The 20,946-nt window shown below is 70.0% G+C and carries 17 protein-coding genes and 1 pseudogene; 15 read left to right on the forward strand and 3 right to left on the reverse strand.

What is annotated here, in order from left to right:
* Positions 1-9: 9 nt before the first annotated feature.
* A complete protein-coding gene (locus tag WFJ17_RS04460; protein WP_336647766.1) occupies positions 10-333 on the forward strand; it encodes an ArsR/SmtB family transcription factor in 324 nt (107 codons plus the stop codon).
* Positions 334-418: 85 nt separating this feature from the next.
* Here the strand turns inward: WFJ17_RS04460 and WFJ17_RS04465 are convergent, their stop codons facing one another.
* Positions 419-2,443: a DUF5107 domain-containing protein gene (locus WFJ17_RS04465; protein ID WP_336647767.1), complete on the reverse strand. Its 2,025-nt coding sequence runs from the start codon at positions 2,441-2,443 to the stop codon at positions 419-421.
* Between the two features lie 143 nt (positions 2,444-2,586).
* On the opposite strand from WFJ17_RS04465, the gene WFJ17_RS04470 reads away from it, so the two are divergent.
* The 7 genes from WFJ17_RS04470 (at position 2,587) to WFJ17_RS04500 (ending at position 10,242) form a co-directional block, all read left to right on the forward strand.
* A complete protein-coding gene (locus WFJ17_RS04470; protein WP_336647768.1) occupies positions 2,587-3,738 on the forward strand; it encodes a class I SAM-dependent methyltransferase in 1,152 nt (383 codons plus the stop codon).
* 326 nt (positions 3,739-4,064) lie between these two features.
* Positions 4,065-5,387 (forward strand): quaternary amine ABC transporter ATP-binding protein, encoded by a 1,323-nt coding sequence (locus WFJ17_RS04475; RefSeq protein ID WP_336647769.1) that lies wholly within the window; start codon positions 4,065-4,067, stop codon positions 5,385-5,387.
* Complete coding sequence (locus WFJ17_RS04480; RefSeq protein ID WP_292881970.1) at positions 5,384-6,331, forward strand: ABC transporter permease; 948 nt, start codon at positions 5,384-5,386, stop codon at positions 6,329-6,331. Before WFJ17_RS04475 ends, WFJ17_RS04480 begins: the two co-directional genes overlap by 4 nt.
* Positions 6,324-7,253 (forward strand): glycine betaine ABC transporter substrate-binding protein, encoded by a 930-nt coding sequence (locus WFJ17_RS04485; RefSeq protein WP_336647770.1) that lies wholly within the window; start codon positions 6,324-6,326, stop codon positions 7,251-7,253. Before WFJ17_RS04480 ends, WFJ17_RS04485 begins: the two co-directional genes overlap by 8 nt.
* Before the next feature lie 120 nt (positions 7,254-7,373).
* Positions 7,374-7,862 (forward strand): hypothetical protein, encoded by a 489-nt coding sequence (locus WFJ17_RS04490; protein WP_251444312.1) that lies wholly within the window; start codon positions 7,374-7,376, stop codon positions 7,860-7,862.
* Positions 7,863-7,970: 108 nt separating this feature from the next.
* Positions 7,971-8,588 (forward strand): DUF305 domain-containing protein, encoded by a 618-nt coding sequence (locus WFJ17_RS04495; protein WP_336647771.1) that lies wholly within the window; start codon positions 7,971-7,973, stop codon positions 8,586-8,588.
* 154 nt (positions 8,589-8,742) lie between these two features.
* Positions 8,743-10,242 carry a lipase maturation factor family protein gene (locus tag WFJ17_RS04500; protein WP_336647772.1) on the forward strand — a complete coding sequence of 500 codons (1,500 nt, stop codon included), beginning with the start codon at positions 8,743-8,745 and terminating at the stop codon, positions 10,240-10,242.
* Here the strand turns inward: WFJ17_RS04500 and WFJ17_RS18685 are convergent.
* A pseudogene (locus WFJ17_RS18685) lies at positions 10,239-10,448 on the reverse strand (IS481 family transposase); the annotation flags it as partial. The gene WFJ17_RS04500 and the pseudogene WFJ17_RS18685 overlap by 4 nt on opposite strands.
* A gap of 84 nt (positions 10,449-10,532) precedes the next feature.
* On the opposite strand from WFJ17_RS18685, the gene WFJ17_RS04510 reads away from it, so the two are divergent.
* The 7 genes from WFJ17_RS04510 to WFJ17_RS04540 all read left to right on the forward strand — a co-directional run bounded on the left by WFJ17_RS04510 (position 10,533) and on the right by WFJ17_RS04540 (position 19,384).
* Positions 10,533-11,057: a hypothetical protein gene (locus tag WFJ17_RS04510; RefSeq protein ID WP_336647773.1), complete on the forward strand. Its 525-nt coding sequence runs from the start codon at positions 10,533-10,535 to the stop codon at positions 11,055-11,057.
* Positions 11,058-12,261: 1,204 nt separating this feature from the next.
* On the forward strand, positions 12,262-13,518 hold the full coding sequence (gene alr, locus WFJ17_RS04515; RefSeq protein WP_251444321.1) for an alanine racemase: 1,257 nt from the start codon (positions 12,262-12,264) through the stop codon (positions 13,516-13,518).
* Positions 13,407-14,447 (forward strand): D-alanine--D-alanine ligase family protein, encoded by a 1,041-nt coding sequence (locus WFJ17_RS04520; RefSeq protein ID WP_336647774.1) that lies wholly within the window; start codon positions 13,407-13,409, stop codon positions 14,445-14,447. The genes alr and WFJ17_RS04520 overlap by 112 nt, the downstream gene beginning before the upstream one ends.
* Positions 14,444-16,606, forward strand: coding sequence for a CapA family protein (locus tag WFJ17_RS04525; protein WP_336647775.1), 2,163 nt, complete (start codon positions 14,444-14,446; stop codon positions 16,604-16,606). The genes WFJ17_RS04520 and WFJ17_RS04525 overlap by 4 nt, the downstream gene beginning before the upstream one ends.
* Positions 16,607-16,745: 139 nt before the next feature.
* Entirely contained in the window at positions 16,746-18,095 is a 1,350-nt protein-coding gene (locus tag WFJ17_RS04530; RefSeq protein ID WP_251444327.1) for an MFS transporter, read from the forward strand.
* A gap of 79 nt (positions 18,096-18,174) precedes the next feature.
* Entirely contained in the window at positions 18,175-18,792 is a 618-nt protein-coding gene (locus WFJ17_RS04535) for a TetR/AcrR family transcriptional regulator (protein ID WP_336647776.1), read from the forward strand.
* Positions 18,793-18,802: 10 nt separating this feature from the next.
* Entirely contained in the window at positions 18,803-19,384 is a 582-nt protein-coding gene (locus WFJ17_RS04540) for a TetR/AcrR family transcriptional regulator (protein ID WP_251444330.1), read from the forward strand.
* A 43-nt stretch (positions 19,385-19,427) separates the two neighbouring features.
* On the opposite strand, the gene WFJ17_RS04545 is transcribed toward WFJ17_RS04540, so the two are convergent.
* On the reverse strand, positions 19,428-20,946 hold a 1,519-nt coding region (locus WFJ17_RS04545; protein WP_336647777.1), incomplete at its 5' end, for a glycoside hydrolase family 3 C-terminal domain-containing protein.

The following is a 20,946-nucleotide window of genomic DNA, read 5'->3' on the forward strand; positions in this document are numbered from 1 at the left end:
GATTACAACATGTCTCACGGGGAGGGAACGGAGGACGACGATCTCGTCTTCAAGGCGCTCGCCGCCCCGGTACGCCGGCGCATGCTCGATGTGCTGCGCGAGCGGCCGTGCACCACCGGCGAGCTGTGTGCGCGGTTCTCCGAGCTCGACCGCACGACGGTGCTTCAGCATCTGCGCGTGCTGGAGCGGGCGGAGCTGGTGATCGGCCGACGTGAGGGTCGCGAACGACACCTCACCCTCGCGCCGCTGCCGATCAAGCGGATCCACGACCGCTGGATCGGCGTCTATGCGGCCGCCGCCGTGCAGCTGCTCGACGACCTCGATCACGGGTGAAGGGTGGCAGCCGGGGCCGCTGGCCGGGCGTGGCATCCCGAGACCTCACTCCCGCAGTATCGTTCGCGGCGAGCCGCGCCGGCGCTCAGCCCTCCGCGCCCTCCGGCGCCATCTCGAAGTCGTACCAGGACGGCACGGGGCGACCGGGGAACGCCTCGTGCCACAGCGCCGACATGCTCAGCTCGCCCTCGCGGAGGTTCGGCACGTCGAACTGCTCCTCGAGGATCCGGCCCGCGGTCTCCGTATCCCCGAGGGCGAGGGCGGCGCGGATCTCGACGACCTTGAAGCGCCCGAGGGCGTGCAGCTCGGCAGGCAGCGTCGTGAGGAGCGTGCTTGCTTCCTCGGCCCGCCCGTCGGCGAGCAGGGCCTCGGCGAGCTCGAGCGTCAGCGGTGCGAGGTCGGGCGCGAGGTCGCGCGCCTCGGCGAGCCGGTTGATGCCCTGCGCCTGCGCGGCGGTGCCGCCGTCCGACTGGCGCAGCGCCATCCCGAGCCCGCGCAGCGCCCAGGGGCTGCGCCGATGCCGCAGCGACGCCTCGTAGTGCGAGATCGCGGTGCCGTGCTCGTCGCGGGCGTGCGCGGCGACGGCGCGGTGGTAGTGGGTCAGCCAGGTGGAGGGCGCCTCGGCGAGCAGATGATCCCACTCGTCGCCCGTGACGTAGGACGCGGGGGCCTCCAGCGGGTCGGGCTCGACGATGCTCCCGTGGCCGCCCGATCCGTCGGGCGCCGTGCTACCGGCTTCGGCCCGCGCCGCAGAGGCGTCGAGCAGCGCGGCCCAGTACGCGCCTTCCTCGCCGTCGCGCACGAAGCGCACCCCGGCGGGGGTGGCGAAGGCGGAACCGCTGCGAGCGGCGAGCTCGTGCTCGAGCGCGCCCCACGGGGACCCGATCGAGAGCAGTGCGTCCGGTGCGATGTCGGCGGCGGCCTCGAGCCGCGCGACGCCGGCGGATCCGATGGCGTCGGCGGCGCGCAGCACCTGTCCGCCCACCTCGGCGACGGACTCGTCCCAGTCGCCGTCGAGGCGCGGATCCGAGAGCTGCAGCGGCAGGAACGTCTCGGTCCACTCCCAGGTCGCGCCGCCCGGCATCCGCAGGTGCTCGTACTGCGTGGCCGCGAGCCCGGCCTGGATCTCGAAGTAGGCGCCGGTCTCGCCGCCCAGCCAGTCGCACCAGCGTCGCCCGCCCGGGGTATCGCCCCAGACGAAGAGCTTGCGCCCGATGAGGGGCGCGGTCGAGACGTGCGCGAGGCCGGAGCCGTCGCCGTCGACGGCGGCGATCCAGGGGCGCGCCGCAGGGGCATCGCCGACCTCCGCCGTCGCCAGTCCCGGCGCGAGGTCGAAGAAGTAATCCGCCGCGGCGGGCGCGGTGGCGGGGAAGCGCGGGTCGGCCGCGTTCAGGTCGACCCGCCCGAGGGTGCCGTCGTAGCCCGTCATGTACGCGTGGGCCGCGGGGGCGAACACGCGGCTCTGCGCCGTCTGGGCGACGGCGATGTTGGTCCACCAGTACATCCCGGTCTCGCGATCGCGCGGGTTGCGCACCCGCACGCGCACGTGCAGGGCCGCGCCGTCGAGGGTCGCGTCGATCTGCAGGATCAGTCCGCGCACCCGCTCGTACTCCCACAGGCGCAGGATCGGCTCGCCGTCGGCACCGGTGATCTCGGCGGCGTAGAGCGGATCGGCGGTGAGCGGCCAGTGCCCGCGCATGCCGATGTTCCACTCGGCCCCGCCCGAGAACCAGGCGTCGCGCAGGGCCAGGTTGGCGGGCTGCAGCACGGCGTTGCGATACACCAGGTCGCGGCCGGTCGTCTTGTCGAGGAGGCGCACGAGGCGGCCGCCCAGGTCGAGGGCGAACTCGGCGCGCACCTGATCGTTCTCGAGCACCGCGACGCGCATCGGCGCCGGGGAGCGGTCGCGGTCGTAGCCGTCCTGGATCAGATAGGGGTGGATCGTGGAGACCTGTCCGTACCGGATGTTCGCCGCCATCTCGGCGGGCAGCCCGTCGGTGGCGGCCTCGTAGGGCGCCTGGGGCATGGCGGCGATCGCGGGGAGAGGATTGGGGGATCCGACGGGGGCGGTGGGGAGGACGACCTGGGTGACGGTCAACGTTGCGCTCATCAGGATCCAGTATCCCCGTCGGGGCTGTGCGCGGGGAAGGAATCGGATCCGGATCGCTCCGCCCCTCCGAGTCGTCTCCCTGAGCACGACCTATTGACCGTGCTCAGGGAGACGACTCGGAGGGGCCCGCGTACGCTGGGCGGGTGCCCGAGTTCCCGTTTGCGCGCCTGCGCCGGTTCCCCGACGTCGAGGCGCCGAACCTCCAGGCCTGGGACGCGACGGATGAGCTGCTCGTCGCTGCGGCCCTGGCGGACGCCGCGCACCGAGGCATCGACGGATCCGCGGTCGCCGTGATCGGCGACGGGTACGGCGCGCTCACGCTCCCGCTCGTCGCGGCCGGGCTCGACGGCGTGCGCGTGCACCAGGATCCGGTCACCGGACGCCGCGCCCTCACCCGCAACGCCGATGCGCTCGGGCTGAGCGGGTACGCGCCGCACGAGCTCGACGCGGAGCTGCTGAACGGCGCGCGGCTGGTGCTCCTGCAGCTGCCCAAGGGGCTCGCCGAGCTCGAGGAGATCGCCGACGCGGTCGCGCGCTGGGCGGCGCCCGATGCGGTGCTGCTCGCCGGCGGCCGGGTGAAGCACATGACCCTGGCGCAGAACGAGGTGCTCGCACGGTTCTTCGCGCGGGTGCAGCCGCAGCAGGGCGAGCGCAAGTCGCGCCTGATCGTCGCGTCCGAGCCGCGTCCGGTGCCGCAGGATGCGCCGTTCCCGATGTCGACGACCCACCCCGAGTTCGGGCTCACCCTGTGCGCGCACGGCGGGGCGTTCGCCGCCGACCGAGTGGACATCGGCACCCGGGTGCTGCTCGACGTGATGCGCGACCGTACGGCGGAGCTCGTCGCCCTCGATCGCGGTGACGGTTTCACGGCCGTCGATCTCGGCTGCGGCACGGGTGCGCTCGCCGCGTCGCTGGCCCTCGCGATCCCCGGGGCGCGGGTCGTCGCGACCGACCGGTCGGCGGCCGCGGTGGGCTCGGCGCGCGCCACGATGGCGGCGAACGGCGTGGCCGATCGCGTGACCGTGACGCTCGACGACGCCGGATCCGGGATCCCGGACGGCTCCGTGGATCTCGTGCTGCTGAATCCGCCGTTCCACCTGGGTGCGAGTGTGCACGAGGGGGCCGGGCATCGCCTCATCGACGCGGCCGCGCGGATCCTGCGTCCGGGCGGCGAGGTGTGGACCGTGTTCAACTCGCACCTCGACCATCGCCGGGCGCTGTCGGCGGCGGTCGGCGAGACCGTGCAGCTCGTCCGCACCCCGAAGTTCACGGTGACGAGGTCGGTCCGGCGCTGACCGCCCTGCGGCCGTGCCCGACCGGGCATCGACGGGTCCGGACGCGACCCCCGACCCTCGGTCGTCGGCCGCGGATTTGCCTCCGGATCAGGATGTCGTTACGTTGGAATGCGGGCCTTATGGCCCCAAGACCAGTCCGCGGCTGCGTCCTTCTTTCGATTCTGCTGTGCACGAAGAGGCGTGGGCGTACGGTCGATGATCTCTGTCGAGGATCCGAAATCCTCCTCCTGCGCCGCCGGCATGGCTCCCTTCGAAACGGCCCTGTGATCATCACCCGGGCGAGACCGATGCAGGCCTCCCCACCGGGGTGAGGCCGCGGGGGAAACGTGTCCGAAACCGCTCTGGAAGCGCGTCATCTGTTCAAGGTGTTCGGGAGGAACCCGAACCAGGCCATCCGCAGGCTGAAGGCCGGGGAGAGCCGATCCGAGGTCGCCGACGCCGGCACCGCCGCCGTCATCGACGCGAGCTTCACCGTCAACCGCGGTGAGATCTTCGTCATCATGGGACTGTCCGGATCCGGCAAGTCCACCATCATCCGCATGCTCAACGGGCTGCACGAGGCGACGGACGGCTCCGTCCTCGTCGCCGGCGACCCGATCACCGGCATCCCGGCCTCGCGGCTGCGCGAGATCCGCCGCGACCGCGTGTCGATGGTGTTCCAGCACTTCGCCCTGCTGCCGCACCGCACCGTGGCCGCGAACGTCGCGTACCCGCTCGAGCTCAAGGGCGTCGGCAAGGCCGAGCGTCTCGCCAAGGCCGCGGAGATCCTCGCCCTCGTCGGCCTCGACGGGCAGGGGGAGAAGCTGCCGTCCGAGCTCTCCGGCGGCATGCAGCAGCGCGTCGGCATCGCCCGTGCGCTCGCCGCCGATACCGACATCCTGCTGATGGACGAGGCGTTCAGCGCACTGGATCCGCTCATCCGCCGCGAGATGCAGGAGCAGCTGCTCGAACTGCAGCAGAAGCTGCAGAAGACCATCGTGTTCATCACGCACGATCTGAACGAGGCGATGTTCCTCGGCGACCGGATCGCGGTGATGCGCGACGGCCGCATCGTGCAGATCGGCACGCCGGAGGACATCCTCACCGATCCCGCGAACAGCTACGTCGAGCAGTTCGTGCAGGACGTCGATCGCGCCCGCGTGCTCACCGCCGCGAACGTCATGGAGCGCCCGCGTCCGGTGGTCTCCGAGAACGCCGGACCGCGCACCGCGCTCAAGCAGATGCGCGATGCGTTCATGTCCGCGACCTACGTCGTCGGCCGCGATCGCAAGCTCGTCGGCATCGTCACCGACCGCGACGTCGTCAAGCTGATCCGTCGCGGCGAGAGCAGGATCACCTCGGTGCTCAAGCCCGCGGCCCAGGTGGTCGACGAGGACGAGATCCTGATGAACCTGTTCATCCCCGCCGTGGAGTCGCCGCTGCCGCTCGCCGTGGCAGACGCGGAGGGGCGCCTCGTCGGCGTCATCCCGCGCATCACCCTGCTCGCTGCCCTCGGCCCCGGTGCCGGCGCCACGGGCGAGATCAACCTGCCGGTGCTGCCGCTGCCGCAGGCGGAGGTCGACGCCGTGCTCGACGACGGGTGGACCGCCCCCGCCGCGGGAGCCTCGCCGACCACGCCGGACGCGCCGACCGAGGAGGTCACCCGATGAACGTCCTTCCCATCGGATCCTGGGTCGCCGTCGCGGTGGACTGGATCAAGGCCAACCTCGACGGCCTGCTGCACGTCGTCTCGACCGTCGTGTCGTTCCTCGTCGACGGTCTGAGCTTCCTGCTGCTGATGCCCTGGTTCTACGTCGTCATCATCGTCGCCGCGCTCATCGCCTGGCTGGTGCGCTCGTGGAAGCTGGCGATCGGCACCGTGCTCTCGTTCGGCGTGATCGTCGCGATGGGCCTGTGGGTCCCCGCGATGCAGACGCTCGCGCTCGTGCTCGTCGCGGGTCTCGTCACCGTGCTGATCGCGATCCCGCTGGGGATCTGGTCGGCGCGCAACGCCACCGTCCGTGCGGTGCTCAAGCCCGTGCTCGACTTCATGCAGACGATGCCCGCCTTCGTCTACCTGATCCCCGCGATCGTGTTCTTCAGCATCGGCGTGGTGCCGGGCTTCGTGGCCACGGTCATCTTCGCCCTGCCCCCGGGCGTGCGCTTCACCGAGCTCGGCATCCGCGGGGTGGACTCCGAGACGGTCGAGGCCGGGCAGTCGTTCGGCGCCACACCGGCCCAGATCCTGCGCGGGATCCAGCTGCCGCTGGCGATGCCGACGATCCTCGCCGGCGTCAACCAGGTCATCATGCTCGCGCTGTCGATGGCGGTCATCGCGGGCATGGCCGGGGCCGACGGTCTCGGCAAGCTCGTGGTCGAGGCGATCTCGACGGTCAACATCGCCAAGGGCGTCGAGGCCGGTCTCGGCGTCGTGCTGATCGCGGTCTTCCTCGACCGGGTCACCGCGTCGCTCGGGTCGCTCGGCGAGCACCCCGACTCGCTGCTCGGGATGCTGGCGCGTCGTCGCGCCGCGCGTCGCCAGGCCGCATCGACGGTCGTGGTCGACCAGAGCCCGGAAGCACCCGCCGAGGAGAAGGAGCTGCAGCATGCGTAAGAGCAGGATCACCACTCTCGCGGCGCTCGGCGTCGCGGCCGTGCTCGCCCTCGCCGGATGCGCGAGCGACGGCGCCGGCGGCACGCTGGAGATGGCGGGCAAGGCCCCGGCGAACGACGCGGGCAAGGGCGACAAGGGCACGATCACCATCGGGTTCCTGCCCAGCTGGACCGACGGACTGAGCACCGCGTATCTGCTGCAGGACCAGCTCGGCAAGCTCGGCTACGCCGTGAAGATGCAGACGCTCTCCGATGCCGGCCCGCTGTACGCGGGGCTGTCGCAGGGCGATGTGGACGTCTTCCCGTCGGCCTGGCCCGAGGTCACCCAGAAGGCGTACCGGGATAAGTACCAGGGCTCGATCGACGACCTCGGCACTTACTACGACAACGCCCGTCTCACGATCGCCGTGCCGACCTACACCGACATCGACTCGATCGATCAGCTCAAGGGCGCGGGATCCCGGTTCGACGGCAAGATCATCGGCATCGAGCCCGGGGCGGGCCTGACGGGTCAGACCCAGAAGATGATGCCCGAGTACGGCCTCGACGGCGAGTACCAGCTGGTCACGTCGTCGACCGCGGCGATGCTCACCGAACTGAAGTCCGCGACCGACAAGAAGCAGGACATCGCGGTCACCCTGTGGCGTCCGTTCTGGGCCAACAGCGCGTTCCCCGTGAAGGACCTCAAGGATCCGAAGGGCGCGATGGGCAAGCCCGAGGGGCTGCACTTCCTCGGCGCGAAGGGCTTCGCCGAGAAGCACCCGGACGCGGCGAAGCTGATCGGGCAGATCACGCTCGACGACGCGCAGTACGGGTCGCTCGAGGACATGGTCGTGAACCAGTTCGGCGAGGGCAAGGAGCCGCAGGCGATCGACGCCTGGATCCAGAAGTACGGCGGCCAGTTCGACTGGGTGCAGAAGTGAGCCGGCACTTTCGGGGTCGTTGAGCGAGGACGGGCGCGCAGCAGCCGACCGGGGCGAAACGCCGTCGCACAGTCCGGGGTCCCATACCCCACAGGAGTCGAGCGGGTATGCTCTACCCCCGTGGGGTATGGGATCCAGGACCGCGGCACGTCGCCGGCGTGGTCGCTGCGGATCCTGCTGATCGTCGCCGCCGTGATCGCCGGCCTGCTCGGCATGCACGTGCTCGCCGGGCACGGGGCGCCGATGGCGGCGGGGGAGACCTCCCCGCACCACGTGCCGATGGCCGGCGCCGTCCCCGTCGGACTCGCCGCAGACGAGGCGCAGCATCCGGCGGTCGCCGCGCCCGCGCAGCCGTCGTCCGGGAGCAGCGCCGCGTCCGCGGATCACCCCGCGCTCGCCGCCCCCGCGCACGGCTGCGCGGACTGCGCCGAGCACGCCGCGATGGCGTCATCGTGCGTGCTCGCCCCGGTCGCTCCCGCCGCGGTGCCGGGGCCGCCCGCGGAGGACCTCCGGCCTGCGCCCGCCGCACCCGTCGTCGCCTCCGCGGCGAACGACCCGGCGGATCCGCGCCCTCCGAGCATCTCCGTGCTCTGCATCAGTCGCAGATGAGTCGACGCCGGTGCGCCCCCGAGATCCCTGATCCGGCGGACGCCCCCCGAACTACTCCGCGCCCGCCGCCCGGCGAGGCGCGTCATCGACGACGAAAGCAGAGAGACCATGACCATCCGCACCCTCCCCCGCGCCCTCGCGATCGGCACTATCGCCCTCGCCGGGGTCGCCCTCACCGCCTGCGCTCCCTCGACCGATCACTCCGGGATGTCCGGGATGTCCGGGATGTCGCATGGCGCGACCGCTCCCGGGACCGGGACGACCCAGGGATCCGCGAACGACGCCGACGCGATGTTCGCGACCATGATGATCGACCACCACCAGCAGGCGATCGACATGAGCGACATGCTCCTCGCCAAGACCGGCGTCGACGCCCGCGTCACCGATCTCGCCACCAGGATCAAGGCCGCGCAGGCTCCCGAGATCGCCACCATGCGGGGCTGGCTCGCCGACTGGGGAGCGCCGTCGGCGGCGCCCGGATCCATGGGCCACGGCGACGGCATGATGAGCGAGACCGACATGGCGGCGCTCGAGGCGGCGCCGGGCGGCGAGGCCGGGAAGCTGTTCCTGCAGCAGATGATCGTGCACCACGAGGGCGCGGTCGCCATGGCCCGCACCGAGACGGCGGACGGCCAGAACCCCCTCGCCCTCGCCCTCGCGGCCACGGTGATCACCGCGCAGGCCGCGGAGATCACCGAGATGAAGGAGCTCCTGGCGCAGCTCTGACGTCCGCCGCCGGGCCACTCTGCTCGCTGGTTGTGGTCTGCGTCGAATCCGGACGGATCGCCGCACGCCGCGACCGGCGAGCACCGCTGGCCCTGCGTGGTGGGCGGATGTCGTCGTCCTGTCCGGATCCGCGGGCCGCGCGTAGCCTTCCGGTATGGACGGCTTCGCGGCGGTCGACTTCGGTTTCGCGCGGGAGGTGCTCCAGCGGGGCATCGCAGCGCTCTACCTCGTCGGGTTCGTCAGCACGCTGAACCAGTTCCGCGCGCTGCTCGGCGAGCACGGGCTGCTGCCCGCGCCCGAGCTGCTCGCCTGGGCGGGGAACTCCGCTCGCGCCCGACGGCTGCTGCGCCCGACCCTGTTCCTGCGCATCCGGTACACCGATCGGCGGCTCGTCGCACTGTGCGTCGCAGGGATCGTGCTGTCGGCGGCGCTCGTGGTGGGCCTCCCGCAGCTGGCGCCGCCCTGGGTGCCGATGGCGTGCTTCCTGCTGCTGTGGCTCGGGTACATGTCGATCTCGTCGATAGGGCAGACCTTCTACGGCTTCGGCTGGGAGATGCTGCTGCTCGAGGCGGGGTTCCTCGCCGCGTTCCTCGGATCCGCCTCCGAGCCGCCGCCGACGGTCGTGATGGTGCTGTTCTGGTGGCTCGTGATCCGGCTCGAATTCGGCGCCGGCATGATCAAGATCCGCGGGGGGAGCGAGTGGCGCGACCTCACCGCGCTCATGTACCACCACGAGACCCAGCCCATGCCCGGCCCGCTCAGCCGGCAGGCGCACCTGTTGCCGCGGTGGTTCCACCGGCTCGAGGTGGTCGGCAACCACGTCGCCCAGCTTGCCGCCCCGTGGCTGCTGCTCGCGCCGATCCTCGGACTCTGGATCCCGGGCCCCGTCCCCGCGATCATCGGGGCCGCGGGCGCCGGCGTCGTGATCGCGACCCAGTTGTGGCTCGTGTCCACCGGCAACTTCGCGTGGCTGAACTGGGCGACGATCGTGCTCGCGTTCTCGGCCGTCGGGATCCCCTCGGGCTCCCCGCGCCATGCGGTCACCGCGCCGCCGTGGATCATCGGCGGGCAATGGCTGCCCTGGGTCGTCGTGACGACCGGCGTCGGAGCGCTGTACGTGTGGCTCTCGGTACCCGCGGTGCGCAATCTGTTCTCGCGTCGGCAGGCGATGAACGCCTCGTTCAACCGCTGGCAGCTCGCGAACGCCTATGGCGCGTTCGGCACGGTCACCAAGGAGCGGATCGAGATCGTCGTCGAGGGCACGATGCTGCCCGACGCGGATCCGGATCCGGTCGGCGGGCAGTGGCGCGAGTACGGATTCAAGGGCAAGCCCGGGGATCTGCATCGGGTCCCTGCGCAGTTCGCGCCCTACCATCTGCGTCTGGACTGGCTGATGTGGTTCCTGCCGCTCGGGCGCCTGTACGAGGACTGGTTCGCGATGCTGCTGGTGCGACTGCTCGAGGCGGATCCGCCGACGCTCCGGTTGCTGCGGCACGATCCGTTCGACGGCGCGCGGCCCGCGCAGGTGCGCGCCGTCGCCTATCGCTACCGGTTCACCACCCGTGCCGAGCACCGCGAGAGCGGTCGGGTGTGGGTGCGCGACCGCCGCCGGGTCGTGGCGAGGCCGATGTCGCTGGGCGAGGACCAGGTGTGATGTTCAGGCAGGTTGTTGAGTCTGCTGATGGGTGGGGCTCCGATTGCGGAGTGGACCCTGTGGTGATTGCAGAAGTGCAGCCAGCTGGTTAGGGTCTGGCGGCGGTCGCTCTCGGAGGGGTAGAAGCGGGCGTATGCCCAGCCGTCGGCCAGGGGGCGGTGGAGTGCTGGGCAGGCTGGCTCTATACTGCCGGCATATTCGCTCCTACTGCGGTCGCACTCCCATTTGTCTCGAATGGTGTCTCGGCGGTAGCCGGCACAGTGTGGATGGTGACATCAAGATGAGAGCTCTTGCAGATTCATGTGAAAGAAGGTGTGAAAATTCTTACGATGTTTGCATTCTTTGGAGCAATCTTGATCGCTTCAGGAATCGTGATGCTCACCTTTAGGCGTCGAGTACGGAAAAACCTCATCCAGGCAGGACTGGTTCGCGACGGCTCGCGGCTGCCGACTCTTTATGCGATCAGCATTGCAATGGGGCAAGTTCTTCTCGGAGCAATATTGCTAGCATATGCCTCGCTGAACACACATCGCGAGAGTGCCCATGTGGCGAGCATCGGCCCCGCAATTGTCGTTCGAACTGGAGCGATGTTTGTGCCGCTAGTGATTGCCTTGACAGTCGGCGCGGTATTGGGGGCGTGGGGAGGATGCACATTGATCGGAAGGGCTGGGAGGTCTCGCAAGGCTTGGTTCTCTGACAGCGATCATCCGATACAGGGGAAAGATGCGCGTCGAATAGTCTTCGGCACCGTTCTCTGTATATATAGCGTGATCTCGCTCATTTTTACCGTGCTACTTCTAGTGTGGCGTTTCTGAACTTGGTTGACGACTGGTTATCGAGAGGTCTGCCTCGACATCTTGGTTCAGACGAGTGGGTATTTGCGATCGTTTCAGCCGGTGCTGAAAAGACTCCCCTTGCACTCGCAACAACCGAATGGCCGAATGCCGCGGGATCCTCATCTGCCCGGCAAGCGACACCAGTTGGGAATGCTCGAACCAACACTTCTGGCAGGATCAGTTGTGGCATCTGATCACTAAGCTATGGATGGAAGTGATTCCCGTCCGGGGTGGTGCGGGCGGAGCTATTGCAGAGAAGGGCGCGGCTCGGCTCCTGGGAAGCCGTAACTGAATCGATGTCCTCGAGAGCTGCCGCGTATCAGAGCCAAATCTCCGGACGGGGACGGCGACATCGACACGATAGCGCTATATCACAGGTGTCGATATTGCACGGGGAGTGTGCGGTGGTGACCTGATTGCAATGCGTGGCTCGTTCGCGGAGGTCGCCATCGGCGATCTGCAACGGCTACAGAAACAGCTACCAATACGTACGTGAATCCAAATCGATCAGGGGCAATGTCGTGAGCGCGGCGATGACCCTGCCCCTGGATCATTCGCTCGCCCAAATATACGAATGTGCGCTTCGGGCACTTTGCCAGATTCGCCGATAATTACTCTAGCGTCAGTTTCGGCGGATTCCACCTGACCCGCACATAGGGGCGAGCGACTCTCACTCTCGCTCTCATGAGCACGAGGCATATGAGGGTCCACGAGCAGCTGTGTCGACGCATCGCGTCCGGTGGGTCGAAGTCCACGGGCTAAAAGTCCCGTCATCCCAGATCGCCTCAGTGAGATCCACATCGATGAGCTCCGCTCCACGGAGGTCTGCATGATTCGGATCGGCGCCGTACATCATGGCGTCCCGCAACATGCGGAGCGATGCGCGACGCGATCTCCGCAAGGCTGTGGAACGGAACAAGACCCGACGCGCCTCAGGCGATGCCTTTGTCGAGGCGTGAGACGGCAAGGCGAAGTGCGTCTGAGTCGTAGGTCCCGTACTCCCCCTATCGCATCCGCACGAGACGCGAGCTGTCGCTGGGCGAGGACTAACAGCGGGGCGCGTGCTCCGGCTCCCGGCGCCGACGGCACCGGAGGCATACGGCCGTCCGGGGGCGTGCGCATATCGTCCGCATATCGATAACCGCATACGTCCCGGCAACCCCGGCGTCGGTTGACTCGAACCATGCGATCGCCCGCTTCGGAACTCGTCGTCCACGAGGATGCGCTCCGCGACAACACCGCGCGCTTCCATGCCCTGACCGGTGGACGGCTGATGGCGGTCCTCAAGGCGGACGCGTTCGGGCACGGGGACATCGCCTCCTCGGTGCTCGAGTCGGGTGCGGGGTCGATCGGCGTGACCAGCATCGATGAGGCGCTCGCGCTGCGTCGAGCGGGCGTCGACGCTCCGATCCTGAGCTGGCTCAACACGCCCGACGCCGACGTCGAGTCGGCGCTGCGCGCGCGCATCGATCTCGCGGTCCCCCACCTCGAGCTGCTCTTCGCGATCGCCGGGGCAGCGCGTGCGATGGGGATCCGGGCCCGTCTTCATCTGCACATCGACGTCGGCACGGGCCGCGACGGCTGCCCGCCGCGCGAGTGGGCGACGCTGTGCGCCTTCGCACGCGCGCAGGAGGCCGCGGGAGCCCTGCGTGTGGTGGGCGTGATGGGACACCTGTCCTGTGCCGACGACCCGCGGAACGAGCAGAACGTGCGCGAGCGCCTGGTGTTCGAGAACGCGATCCGGACCGCACGTCGGCGCGGCCTGCGCCCGCATCTCCTGCACCTCGCCGCCACGGCCGCGACGCTCACCGGCACGGCGGCCGGGTACGACCTGCATCGCATCGGCGCCGGCCTCTTCGGCATCGATCCGTCCCGCACCACCGACGACCTGCGGCCCGCGCTGACGCTGACCTCGACGGTCGTGTCCTCCCGTGAGGCCCCGGCGGGCACCGGCGTCGGCTACGGCCACGACTTCGTCACCCCTTCCCGCACGTGTCTGGCGCTGCTGCCGCTCGGCTACGCCGACGGGCTCCCGCGCGCGGCCTCGGGGCGGGCGGAGGTGCTGGTGCGTGGCGAGCGACGACCGCTGGTGGGCAGGTTCTCGATGGACATGGTGGTCGTCGACACCGGCGACCTGCTGCTGCGGCCCGGCGAGCGCGTCACGGTCTTCGGTCCCGGCCGGGACGGGGAGCCGACCGTCGCCGAGTGGGCCGCCTGGGCGCGCACGATCGAGCACGAGATCGTGACCGGCGTCGGCGCCCGCGCCTCCCGCATCCGTCGCACCCTCGACGCATCCCCCCGTCCCACGTCCCCACCAGGAGAGCCACGATGCCTCAGCACACCCGCCACCGGATCGCCGTCATCGGAGGCGGCGCGAATGACGAGCACGCGGTCTCCCTCGCGTCCGCGGCCGGCGTCACGCGCGCTGTCCGCGCGCTGAGGCACACCGCCGTCCCGCTCACCATCGACGAGGACGGCACCTGGCGGGACGAGCAGGACGTCGCGTTGCCCGCCCATTGCGCGGTCGAGCTCCTCACCGGCTGCGACGCCGCGTTCCCCGTGCTGCACGGAGCCCGCGGGGAAGACGGCTCGATCGCGGGGCTGCTCGAGCTGTGCGGAGTCCCCTTCGCGGGATCTCCGGTCCGGGCCGGCGCCCTGGGGATGGACAAGCACGCCACGAAGCTGCTCGCCGCGTCGCTCGGGATCGCGACGGCGAGCGCGCGTCTCATCGGATCCGGATCCGGATCCGGACCCGATGTGGTGACCGACGGCCTCACTCCGCCCTTCGTCGTGAAGCCCGCGAGCAGCGGATCCAGCAACGGGGTCTTCGTCGTCGCGGAACCCGATGGGGTCGTCGACGCCGTCGACCGAGCGAGAGCCTTCGGGGATCCGGTGCTGATCGAGGAGTACGTCACCGGCCGGGAGATCGACGTCGCCGTCTTCCGTGACCGGCGCGGAGGGCTGCGCGTCGGCGCCACGCTCGAGATCTCCGTAGCGCCCGGGGACGTGTTCGGGGCCACGGAGAAGTACGACGGCAGCGCGCGCTTCACGGTGCCCGCGCCGATCGGTGCCGCCGACGAGGCGGCCGTCCGCTCGGCGGCGACGCGGCTCTACGACGCGCTGGGGTGCGCCGGGGTCGCGCGCTTCGACTTCTTCCTCACCGCCGAAGGCCCGGTGCTCAACGAGGTGAACACGACACCGGGGATGACCGAGCTCTCCCAGGTGCCGCTGATGTACGCGGCGACGGGTCTCGACTACACCGGGTTGATCGCCGAGCTCCTGGATGCCGCACAACCGCCGGCTCAGGATGAGGAGCAGGAAACGGCGCGGCGCTCCACCGCGCCGAGCGAGTCAGGACCCGCCGCGTGACGGCTGTCGGGCCGGCGCCCCGAGCCCGGCTCGACTGGGCGGACACCGCCAAGGGGCTGCTGATCGTCCTCGTCGTGTTCTGGCACGTCGTGATGAAGAGCTACCTCACGATCGACTGGAGGCTGGGGATCCCGATCCCCGGCGCCTGGGGGCTCATCGCCGACATCACCTACCCGGTGCGGATGCCCCTGTTCTTCCTCATCTCCGGCTGCTTCGCCGCGAACGCCGTGGCCCGGCCCTGGGCCGCGGTCTTCCGCAGCAGGGTCGTGCGCTTCCTGTATCTGTACCTCCTCTGGACGCTCGTCCACATGGTGACGATGTGGGCGTTCCCCGACTTCCCGACCCTGATCCCGAGATCCGTCGCGGAGTTCGTCGAGGCGATCACGATCAGCCCGCCGAACGCCTGGTACCTCTACGCGCTCGCCCTCTACTTCCTCGTTGCGAGGGGACTGCGCCGCCTGCCGTCCTGGATCCCCCTGGCTGCCGCCGCGGTGCTCGCGGCAGTCGTGGGCGCAGGTCTCATCGATGTCGTCAGCAATCGCGGATCGCTGCTCGCCAACCTGCTCTTCTTCCTCATCGGCACGACCTTCTCGCGGCGGATCATCGGGTTCGCCGCCCGCCGTCGCCCTCTGCTCGCGAGCGCGGGGGCGGTGCTCTACCTCGGCGCCTTCGCGGTGGTGCGGGCGACCGGCGTGGAGCATGTTCCCGGGGTGTGGCCGGCGCTCGCCCTCCTCGGCGTCGGGGCGGGGATCGCCTGGGCGCCGCTGCTGGCGAGGGTGCCCCGGCTCGGGCGCGGTCTGGCCCGGCTCGGCACGCGCACGCTGCAGATCTACGTGATCCACATGCCGGTGCTCGCGCTCGCCGATGCCCTCGTGGCGCAGCCGGTGTCGGACGCGGGACGGCCGGTGCAGCTGGCCGCAGCCGTGCTGCTACCCGTCGTCCTCACGGCCGCGGTCATCGCCGTCAGCGTCGGGATCGGCGCGCTGATCACGCGCGACAGGCTGTCGTGGCTGTTCGACCTGCCCAGGCGTCGCCCCTCCGCGAGAACCGGCTCGGGGCACCGCGTCGCGGAGTCGCCGTCCCGTCCCCTCCCGTGGCGCACACCCGTCGCGGTGCTGGGGCTCGTGGCCGTCGGCATCGCCGCGACCGGGGCGGCCGCGCTGCCCGCCCCTGCGTCGACGACCCCGTACCGGCCCGCGCAGCACGCCGGCGAGGTGAGCATCGGCGCGACCGGGGACATCCTGCTCTACGACGCGAGTCGTTCGGTGCCCTCCGACGGCGGGGCCGGCCATCTCGACCGGGTGCGCCCCTGGTTCACCGAGGACATCGTGACGGGCAACCTCGAACAGGCGATCTCGCTCGACACGGGGTACGACAAGTGCGGGAAGGATCCGGACTGCCTCGCCTTCCGCAGCGATCCCGCCTCGGTCGCCGGCCTCCGCGGCTTCGACATCCTCAACCTCGCGAACAACCACAGCCGTGATTTCGGACAGGCCGGCTACGACGACACCCGGGCGACTCTCGCCGCCGCGGGGATCAGCGCCGTGGGGGGTCGCGACGAGATCGTCCTCTCGCGGATCGGAGACGTCACCGTGGCGATGATCGGCTTCGCGCCCTACGAGGACTTCACTCGCGTCACCGACCTCCGGCACGTGCGTTCGGTCGTCCGCGCCGCTGCCGCGCGGGCCGACATCGTGATCGTGCAGGCGCACATGGGGGCGGAGGGGCCGAACGCCGACGTGGTCACCCCGGGCAGGGAGTCCATGTACGGCGAGGATCGCGGGGATCCGGTCGCCTTCGCCCACGCGGCGGTCGACGCCGGGGCCGACCTCGTCCTCGGGCACGGCCCTCATGTGCTCCGGGGGATGGAGTGGTACCACGGCCGCCTCATCGCCTACAGCCTCGGCAACTTCGGCGGCGGAGGCGTGTTCGGCAAGGATCCGGCGACGCGTTACGGCGCGTACCTCTCGATCCGGATGCGTGCGGACGGGACCGTGGTCGCCGGTCAGGTGCGGTCGGTCCGGTTCGACCATGCGGACGGCATCCCGCTGCCCGATCCCGCGGGAGGGGCCGCGCAGCTCATGGACCGGCGCGGACGCCGGGACTTCGGGGCGAACGCGGTGACGGTCGGTGCGGACGGCGTGATCACGATGCCGTGAGACCCGGCGACCCCGTGCGGCGGAAATCTTCTTGCGGCGGAAACCTGAAGCGTATAGGTTTTCACGCACGAGGGACGGAGCTCCCTGGCGGCGCAGTGTGGCGTCCGCTCTCCTCCTCGACCGGCCAAAGGAGGCAGGTATGAGTTCTGTCAGCGGATCCGCTGCGGGCAATCCATCCGGGATGACCGCGGCGAGCAGGACGTTGGGCTCGCATGAGCACCACTGGTTTCAGGAGCCGACGGAGCCCGCGAAGAAGAGTTTCGTCTTCTGGCTGATCGTCGCCCAGTTCATCTTCTTCGTGGCCCTGCTGGGCCCGGCGATCGTCGGGATCGGGCTGAAGATCCTCGATCTCCAGCACATCGGCGCCGTGGAGAACACGGGCGCCGGCCTGAACTCCGCCCAGGCGATCCTCGGCGGCGTGGGAGCCCTCTTCGCGACGCTCGCCAACGTCATCTTCGGCCGTGTCTCCGATCGCACGACCAGCCGATGGGGCCGACGCCGGATCTGGATCGTGCTCGGCACGATCATCATGACGATCGGCTTCGTCTTCATGGCGACCGGCACGAGCCTCCTCATCGCGACCGTCGGCTGGGCGATCGCGCAGCTCGGCGCCAACATGACCCTCGCGCCGTTCGTCGCGACTCTCGCCGATCAGGTGCCGAAGTTCCAGCGAGGAAAGATCACGGCGGCGCTCGGCATCGCGCAGAACGCCGGCATCGTGGGCGGCGTCTACGTCGCCGGCTGGTTCTCCTTCAACCTCTTCATCGTCTTCGTCATCCCGTCCATCCTCGCGATCGGGGCGATGATCGTCTTCGCCTTCGTGCTGCCGGACAAGGTGCTCCCGGTGCGTCCTCCGCGGATGAGCTTCGGGGAGATCCTGCAGACCATCTGGGTCAGCCCGGTGAAGGAGCCCGACTTCGCGCTGGCATGGTGGTCGCGGTTCCTCATCACGTTCGCGTCCTTCGGCTTCACCGCGTTCCGCTTCGGGTATCTGATCAACCACCTCAAGGTCCCGGAACAGGAGATCGGGCTCCTGATCGCGAACACCACCCTGGTGTACACGGGGGCGCTGGTGGTCACCGCCTGGCTCGCGGGCATGCTCTCCGACAAGATCGGCAAGCGCAAGGTCTTCGTCTGGGTGGCGACGGCGCTCTTCGCGGTCGGCACCTTCGCGTTGATCTTCGTCCAGGACATCCCGTCCTACTACATCCTCGAGCTGTTCCTCGGGGCGGCGTACGGCATCTACGTCGGGGTCGATCTCGCCCTCGTGATCGACGTCCTCCCGAACCCGGACGACTCCGGCAAGGACCTCGGCGTGCTCAACATCGCGAACGCGCTGCCGCAGACCCTCGCGCCGATGATCGGAGGCTTCGTGCTGCTGGGCACGGGCGGGGCCAACGGATCGAATTACACCGTGTGGTTCACACTCTGCGCGGTCGCAGGACTCATAGGCGCGGTCGTCATCTTCCCGATCAAGAAGGTGAAGTAGCGCGACGACAGGGACGAGGGACATCGATGTCCCTCGGCCCTGTCGTCGTCGGCGACCGGGACGAGGCAAGGGGGAGGCCATGACCGAGCAGACGCGGGCGCGCGGTTCGTACGCGAAGGGAGTGCTGCGACGTTCCGAGATCCTGGATGCCGCGCTGGAGGTGATCTCCGAGTGCGGCGGCCGCGGTGCGCTGATCGGCGACATCGCCCGCCGGGTCGGACTGACCCAGGCGGGGCTCATGCACCACTTCCGCTCCCGCGACGAGCTGTTCTGCGCGATCATCCAGGCCCGTGACGAGCACGACGAGGAGCTGTTCGCGCGCGCACCGGTCGGCATCGCGGGATTCATCGCCGTGATCGAGCACAACCAGCAGGTGCCGGGGCTCGTGCAGCTGTTCGCGGAGTACTCCGCCGAGGTCGCGGGAGATCCTCGGCACCCCTCGCGCGCGTTCTTCCGGCAGCGGTATGCCGCTCTGCGGGAGGCGCTGACCGGCGACGTGCGGATCGCCCAGGAGTCCGGGGAGATGGGATCGGCGGCGTGCGCCCCCGACATCGCCGAACAGATGATCGTGGCGGCCGACGGCCTGCAGGTGCAGTGGCTGCTGGACAGGGAGGTCAACATGGCTGGTCGTCTTCGGCAGCTGTGGCGCGCACTCTGCGCGGCGTCCTTCGACGAGGACCGGGGCGCGAACACGTAGTCTGGCATGCGTGAAGCGGGGCCCGTATGCCAAGGGGGCGGCGAAGCGCGAGGAGATCCTCTCCGTCGCGCTCGAAGTGGTGGCGGTGAAGGGATGCCGGAAGGCGTCGAACCGTGAGATCGCCGAGCGCGTCGGTCTCACCCAGGCCGGGCTCATGCATCACTTCGCCTCGCGCGAGGAGCTGTATCAAGAGGTGCTGCGCGCGCGGGACATCCGCGACCACGAGATGTTCTTCGCGCCGGATCCGACCATCGAGGGCTTCTTCGCCGTCATCGCGCACAACGCTGAAGTGCCCGGGCTGGTGAGGCTGTACGTCGAGTTCTCCGCCGAGGCGAGCATCCCCGAGCATCCCGCGCACGCCTTCTTCCTCGAGCGGTACGCGTGGCTGCGCGACGGGCTCTCCGGGGTCATCCATCGCGCCCAGGACTCCGGGACGATCGGCCCCGCGGTCGATGTCTCGGCCGCGGTCGACCTGCTGGTGGCGGCCGCCGACGGCCTGCAGCTGCAGTGGCTCAACGACCACGCGGTCGACATGGTGGCCCGCCTGCGCCGCCTCTGGGAGGGCATCGTCGCGGTCTCGCACGCCGCCTGATCGGCGTTCCCCGCACCGGCGCCGTGCGTCGCCGGATCGGGCTTCACCGCACGGCGAAACGGGCGCGCTGCGCCCAGACGTCGCGACTGGAGCGGGCGATCCGCAGCTCGAACTCGCCGGGTTCGACCACGCGCCGGCCCGTGGCGTCGACGATCGTGAGGTCGGCGACCGGGAGCTCGATGCGGATCCGCCGCGCCTCGCCGGGCTCGAGGTCGATCTGGCGGAAGGCCTTCAGTTCCTGATCCGTCCAGCTGGCGGAGGTGACCAGGTCGCTCACGTACACCTGGACGGTCTCGCGCACCGGCCGGGTGCCGACGTTGCGCAGCGTGATCTCCGCGCCGAGCACGCCGTCGCGTACGAGCTCCTCGGCGTCGAGCACGAGATCCTCGTACTCGACCCAGGTGTACGACAGGCCCTCGCCGAACACGAACGGGGGATCCTGCGTGAGGTCGGCGTACCGGTCGCCGTGCTGTCCGCGGATCTGGTTGTAGTAGGTCGGCTGCTGACCGGCGTGCGCGGCGAACGAGATCGGCAGCCGGCCCTGCGGCTCGATGAGTCCGAGGAGCAGCTCGGCCACGGCACGGCCGCCCTGCATGCCGGGGTTCGCCGCCCAGACGATCGCCTCCGCGTTCCGCGCCGACGGCGGCAGCACGAGCGGCTTCGACGCCATCAGCACCACGACCATCGGCGTCCCGGTCGCGGCCACCGCGTCGAGGAGGGCGTTCTGGGTGCCGATGAGCTCGAGGGTCGCGGTGGAGCGGCCCTCGCCGACGAGTTCGATCCGGTCGCCCACGACGACCACGGCGACGTCCGCGCGCGTCGCATCCGTCACGGCGTCGCCGAGGAGGCGCTCATCGACGGCGGCGGGTGACACTACCGGCGGGCGGGGCTGCCCGTCGGGGAAGGCGGCGCCGGCCGGGTCGGGAGCGAGCGTGAGGATGTCGGCGCCGCGCGCATGCGTGACGCTCCAGTTCTCCGGGGCGTGCCGGCGGATGCCGTCGAGCACGGTCGTGATCATCTCGCGGGGCTGCCCGTCGATCCAGTCCGCCTGTCCGGATCCGCCCGCCCAGTCGCCGAGCTGCGTCTGCGCGTCGTCCGCGAGCGGGCCCAGCACGGCGATCCGTCGCGGGGCGGGGTCTCCGCCGGACGCACGGCCCGTCCGATCCGCTGCGAACCCGCCGGCGAGCGGCAGCAGCTCGCCCTCGTTGCGCAGCAGCACGAGGGAGCGGCGGGCGATGTCGAGGTTCAGTTCGGCGTGGGCGGGGGATCCGACGATCGCGGGCAGCTGTTCGGAGGGGGGTCGGGGGTTCTCGAAGAGGCCGAGGTCGAACTTGAGGGTGAGGATGCGGGTCACGGCGGTGTCGAACGCGTCCGGGGACAGCATCCCCCGCTCGACGGCTTCGAGGGCGCCTTCGTAGAAGTGCGGGGTCGTCATCACCATGTCGTTGCCGGCGGTGACCGCCGCGGCCGCGGCGTGGGCGTAGTCGGGTTGCACCTTCTGCTCCCACACCATCCGGCCCACGTTGTCCCAGTCCGTGATCAACGTGCCCGTATACCCCCAC

Origin of the sequence: Microbacterium sp. MMO-10 (assembly GCF_037148715.1) — a bacterium.
Taxonomy (GTDB): Bacteria; Actinomycetota; Actinomycetes; order Actinomycetales; family Microbacteriaceae; genus Microbacterium.

Excerpts from the sequence above, each read along its gene's own strand:
- WFJ17_RS04465 (WP_336647767.1), bottom strand. The coding sequence starts at position 2,443 with ATGAGCGCAACGTTGACCGTCACCCAGGTCGTCCTCCCCACCGCCCCC.
- WFJ17_RS04520 (WP_336647774.1), top strand. The coding sequence starts at position 13,407 with ATGCCTCAGCACACCCGCCACCGGATCGCCGTCATCGGAGGCGGCGCG.
- WFJ17_RS04480 (WP_292881970.1), top strand. The coding sequence starts at position 5,384 with ATGAACGTCCTTCCCATCGGATCCTGGGTCGCCGTCGCGGTGGACTGG.
- WFJ17_RS04500 (WP_336647772.1), top strand. The coding sequence starts at position 8,743 with ATGGACGGCTTCGCGGCGGTCGACTTCGGTTTCGCGCGGGAGGTGCTC.
- alr (WP_251444321.1), top strand. The coding sequence starts at position 12,262 with ATGCGATCGCCCGCTTCGGAACTCGTCGTCCACGAGGATGCGCTCCGC.
- WFJ17_RS04535 (WP_336647776.1), top strand. The coding sequence starts at position 18,175 with ATGACCGAGCAGACGCGGGCGCGCGGTTCGTACGCGAAGGGAGTGCTG.
- WFJ17_RS04495 (WP_336647771.1), top strand. The coding sequence starts at position 7,971 with ATGACCATCCGCACCCTCCCCCGCGCCCTCGCGATCGGCACTATCGCC.
- WFJ17_RS04530 (WP_251444327.1), top strand. The coding sequence starts at position 16,746 with ATGAGTTCTGTCAGCGGATCCGCTGCGGGCAATCCATCCGGGATGACC.
- WFJ17_RS04485 (WP_336647770.1), top strand. The coding sequence starts at position 6,324 with ATGCGTAAGAGCAGGATCACCACTCTCGCGGCGCTCGGCGTCGCGGCC.
- WFJ17_RS04460 (WP_336647766.1), top strand. The coding sequence starts at position 10 with ATGTCTCACGGGGAGGGAACGGAGGACGACGATCTCGTCTTCAAGGCG.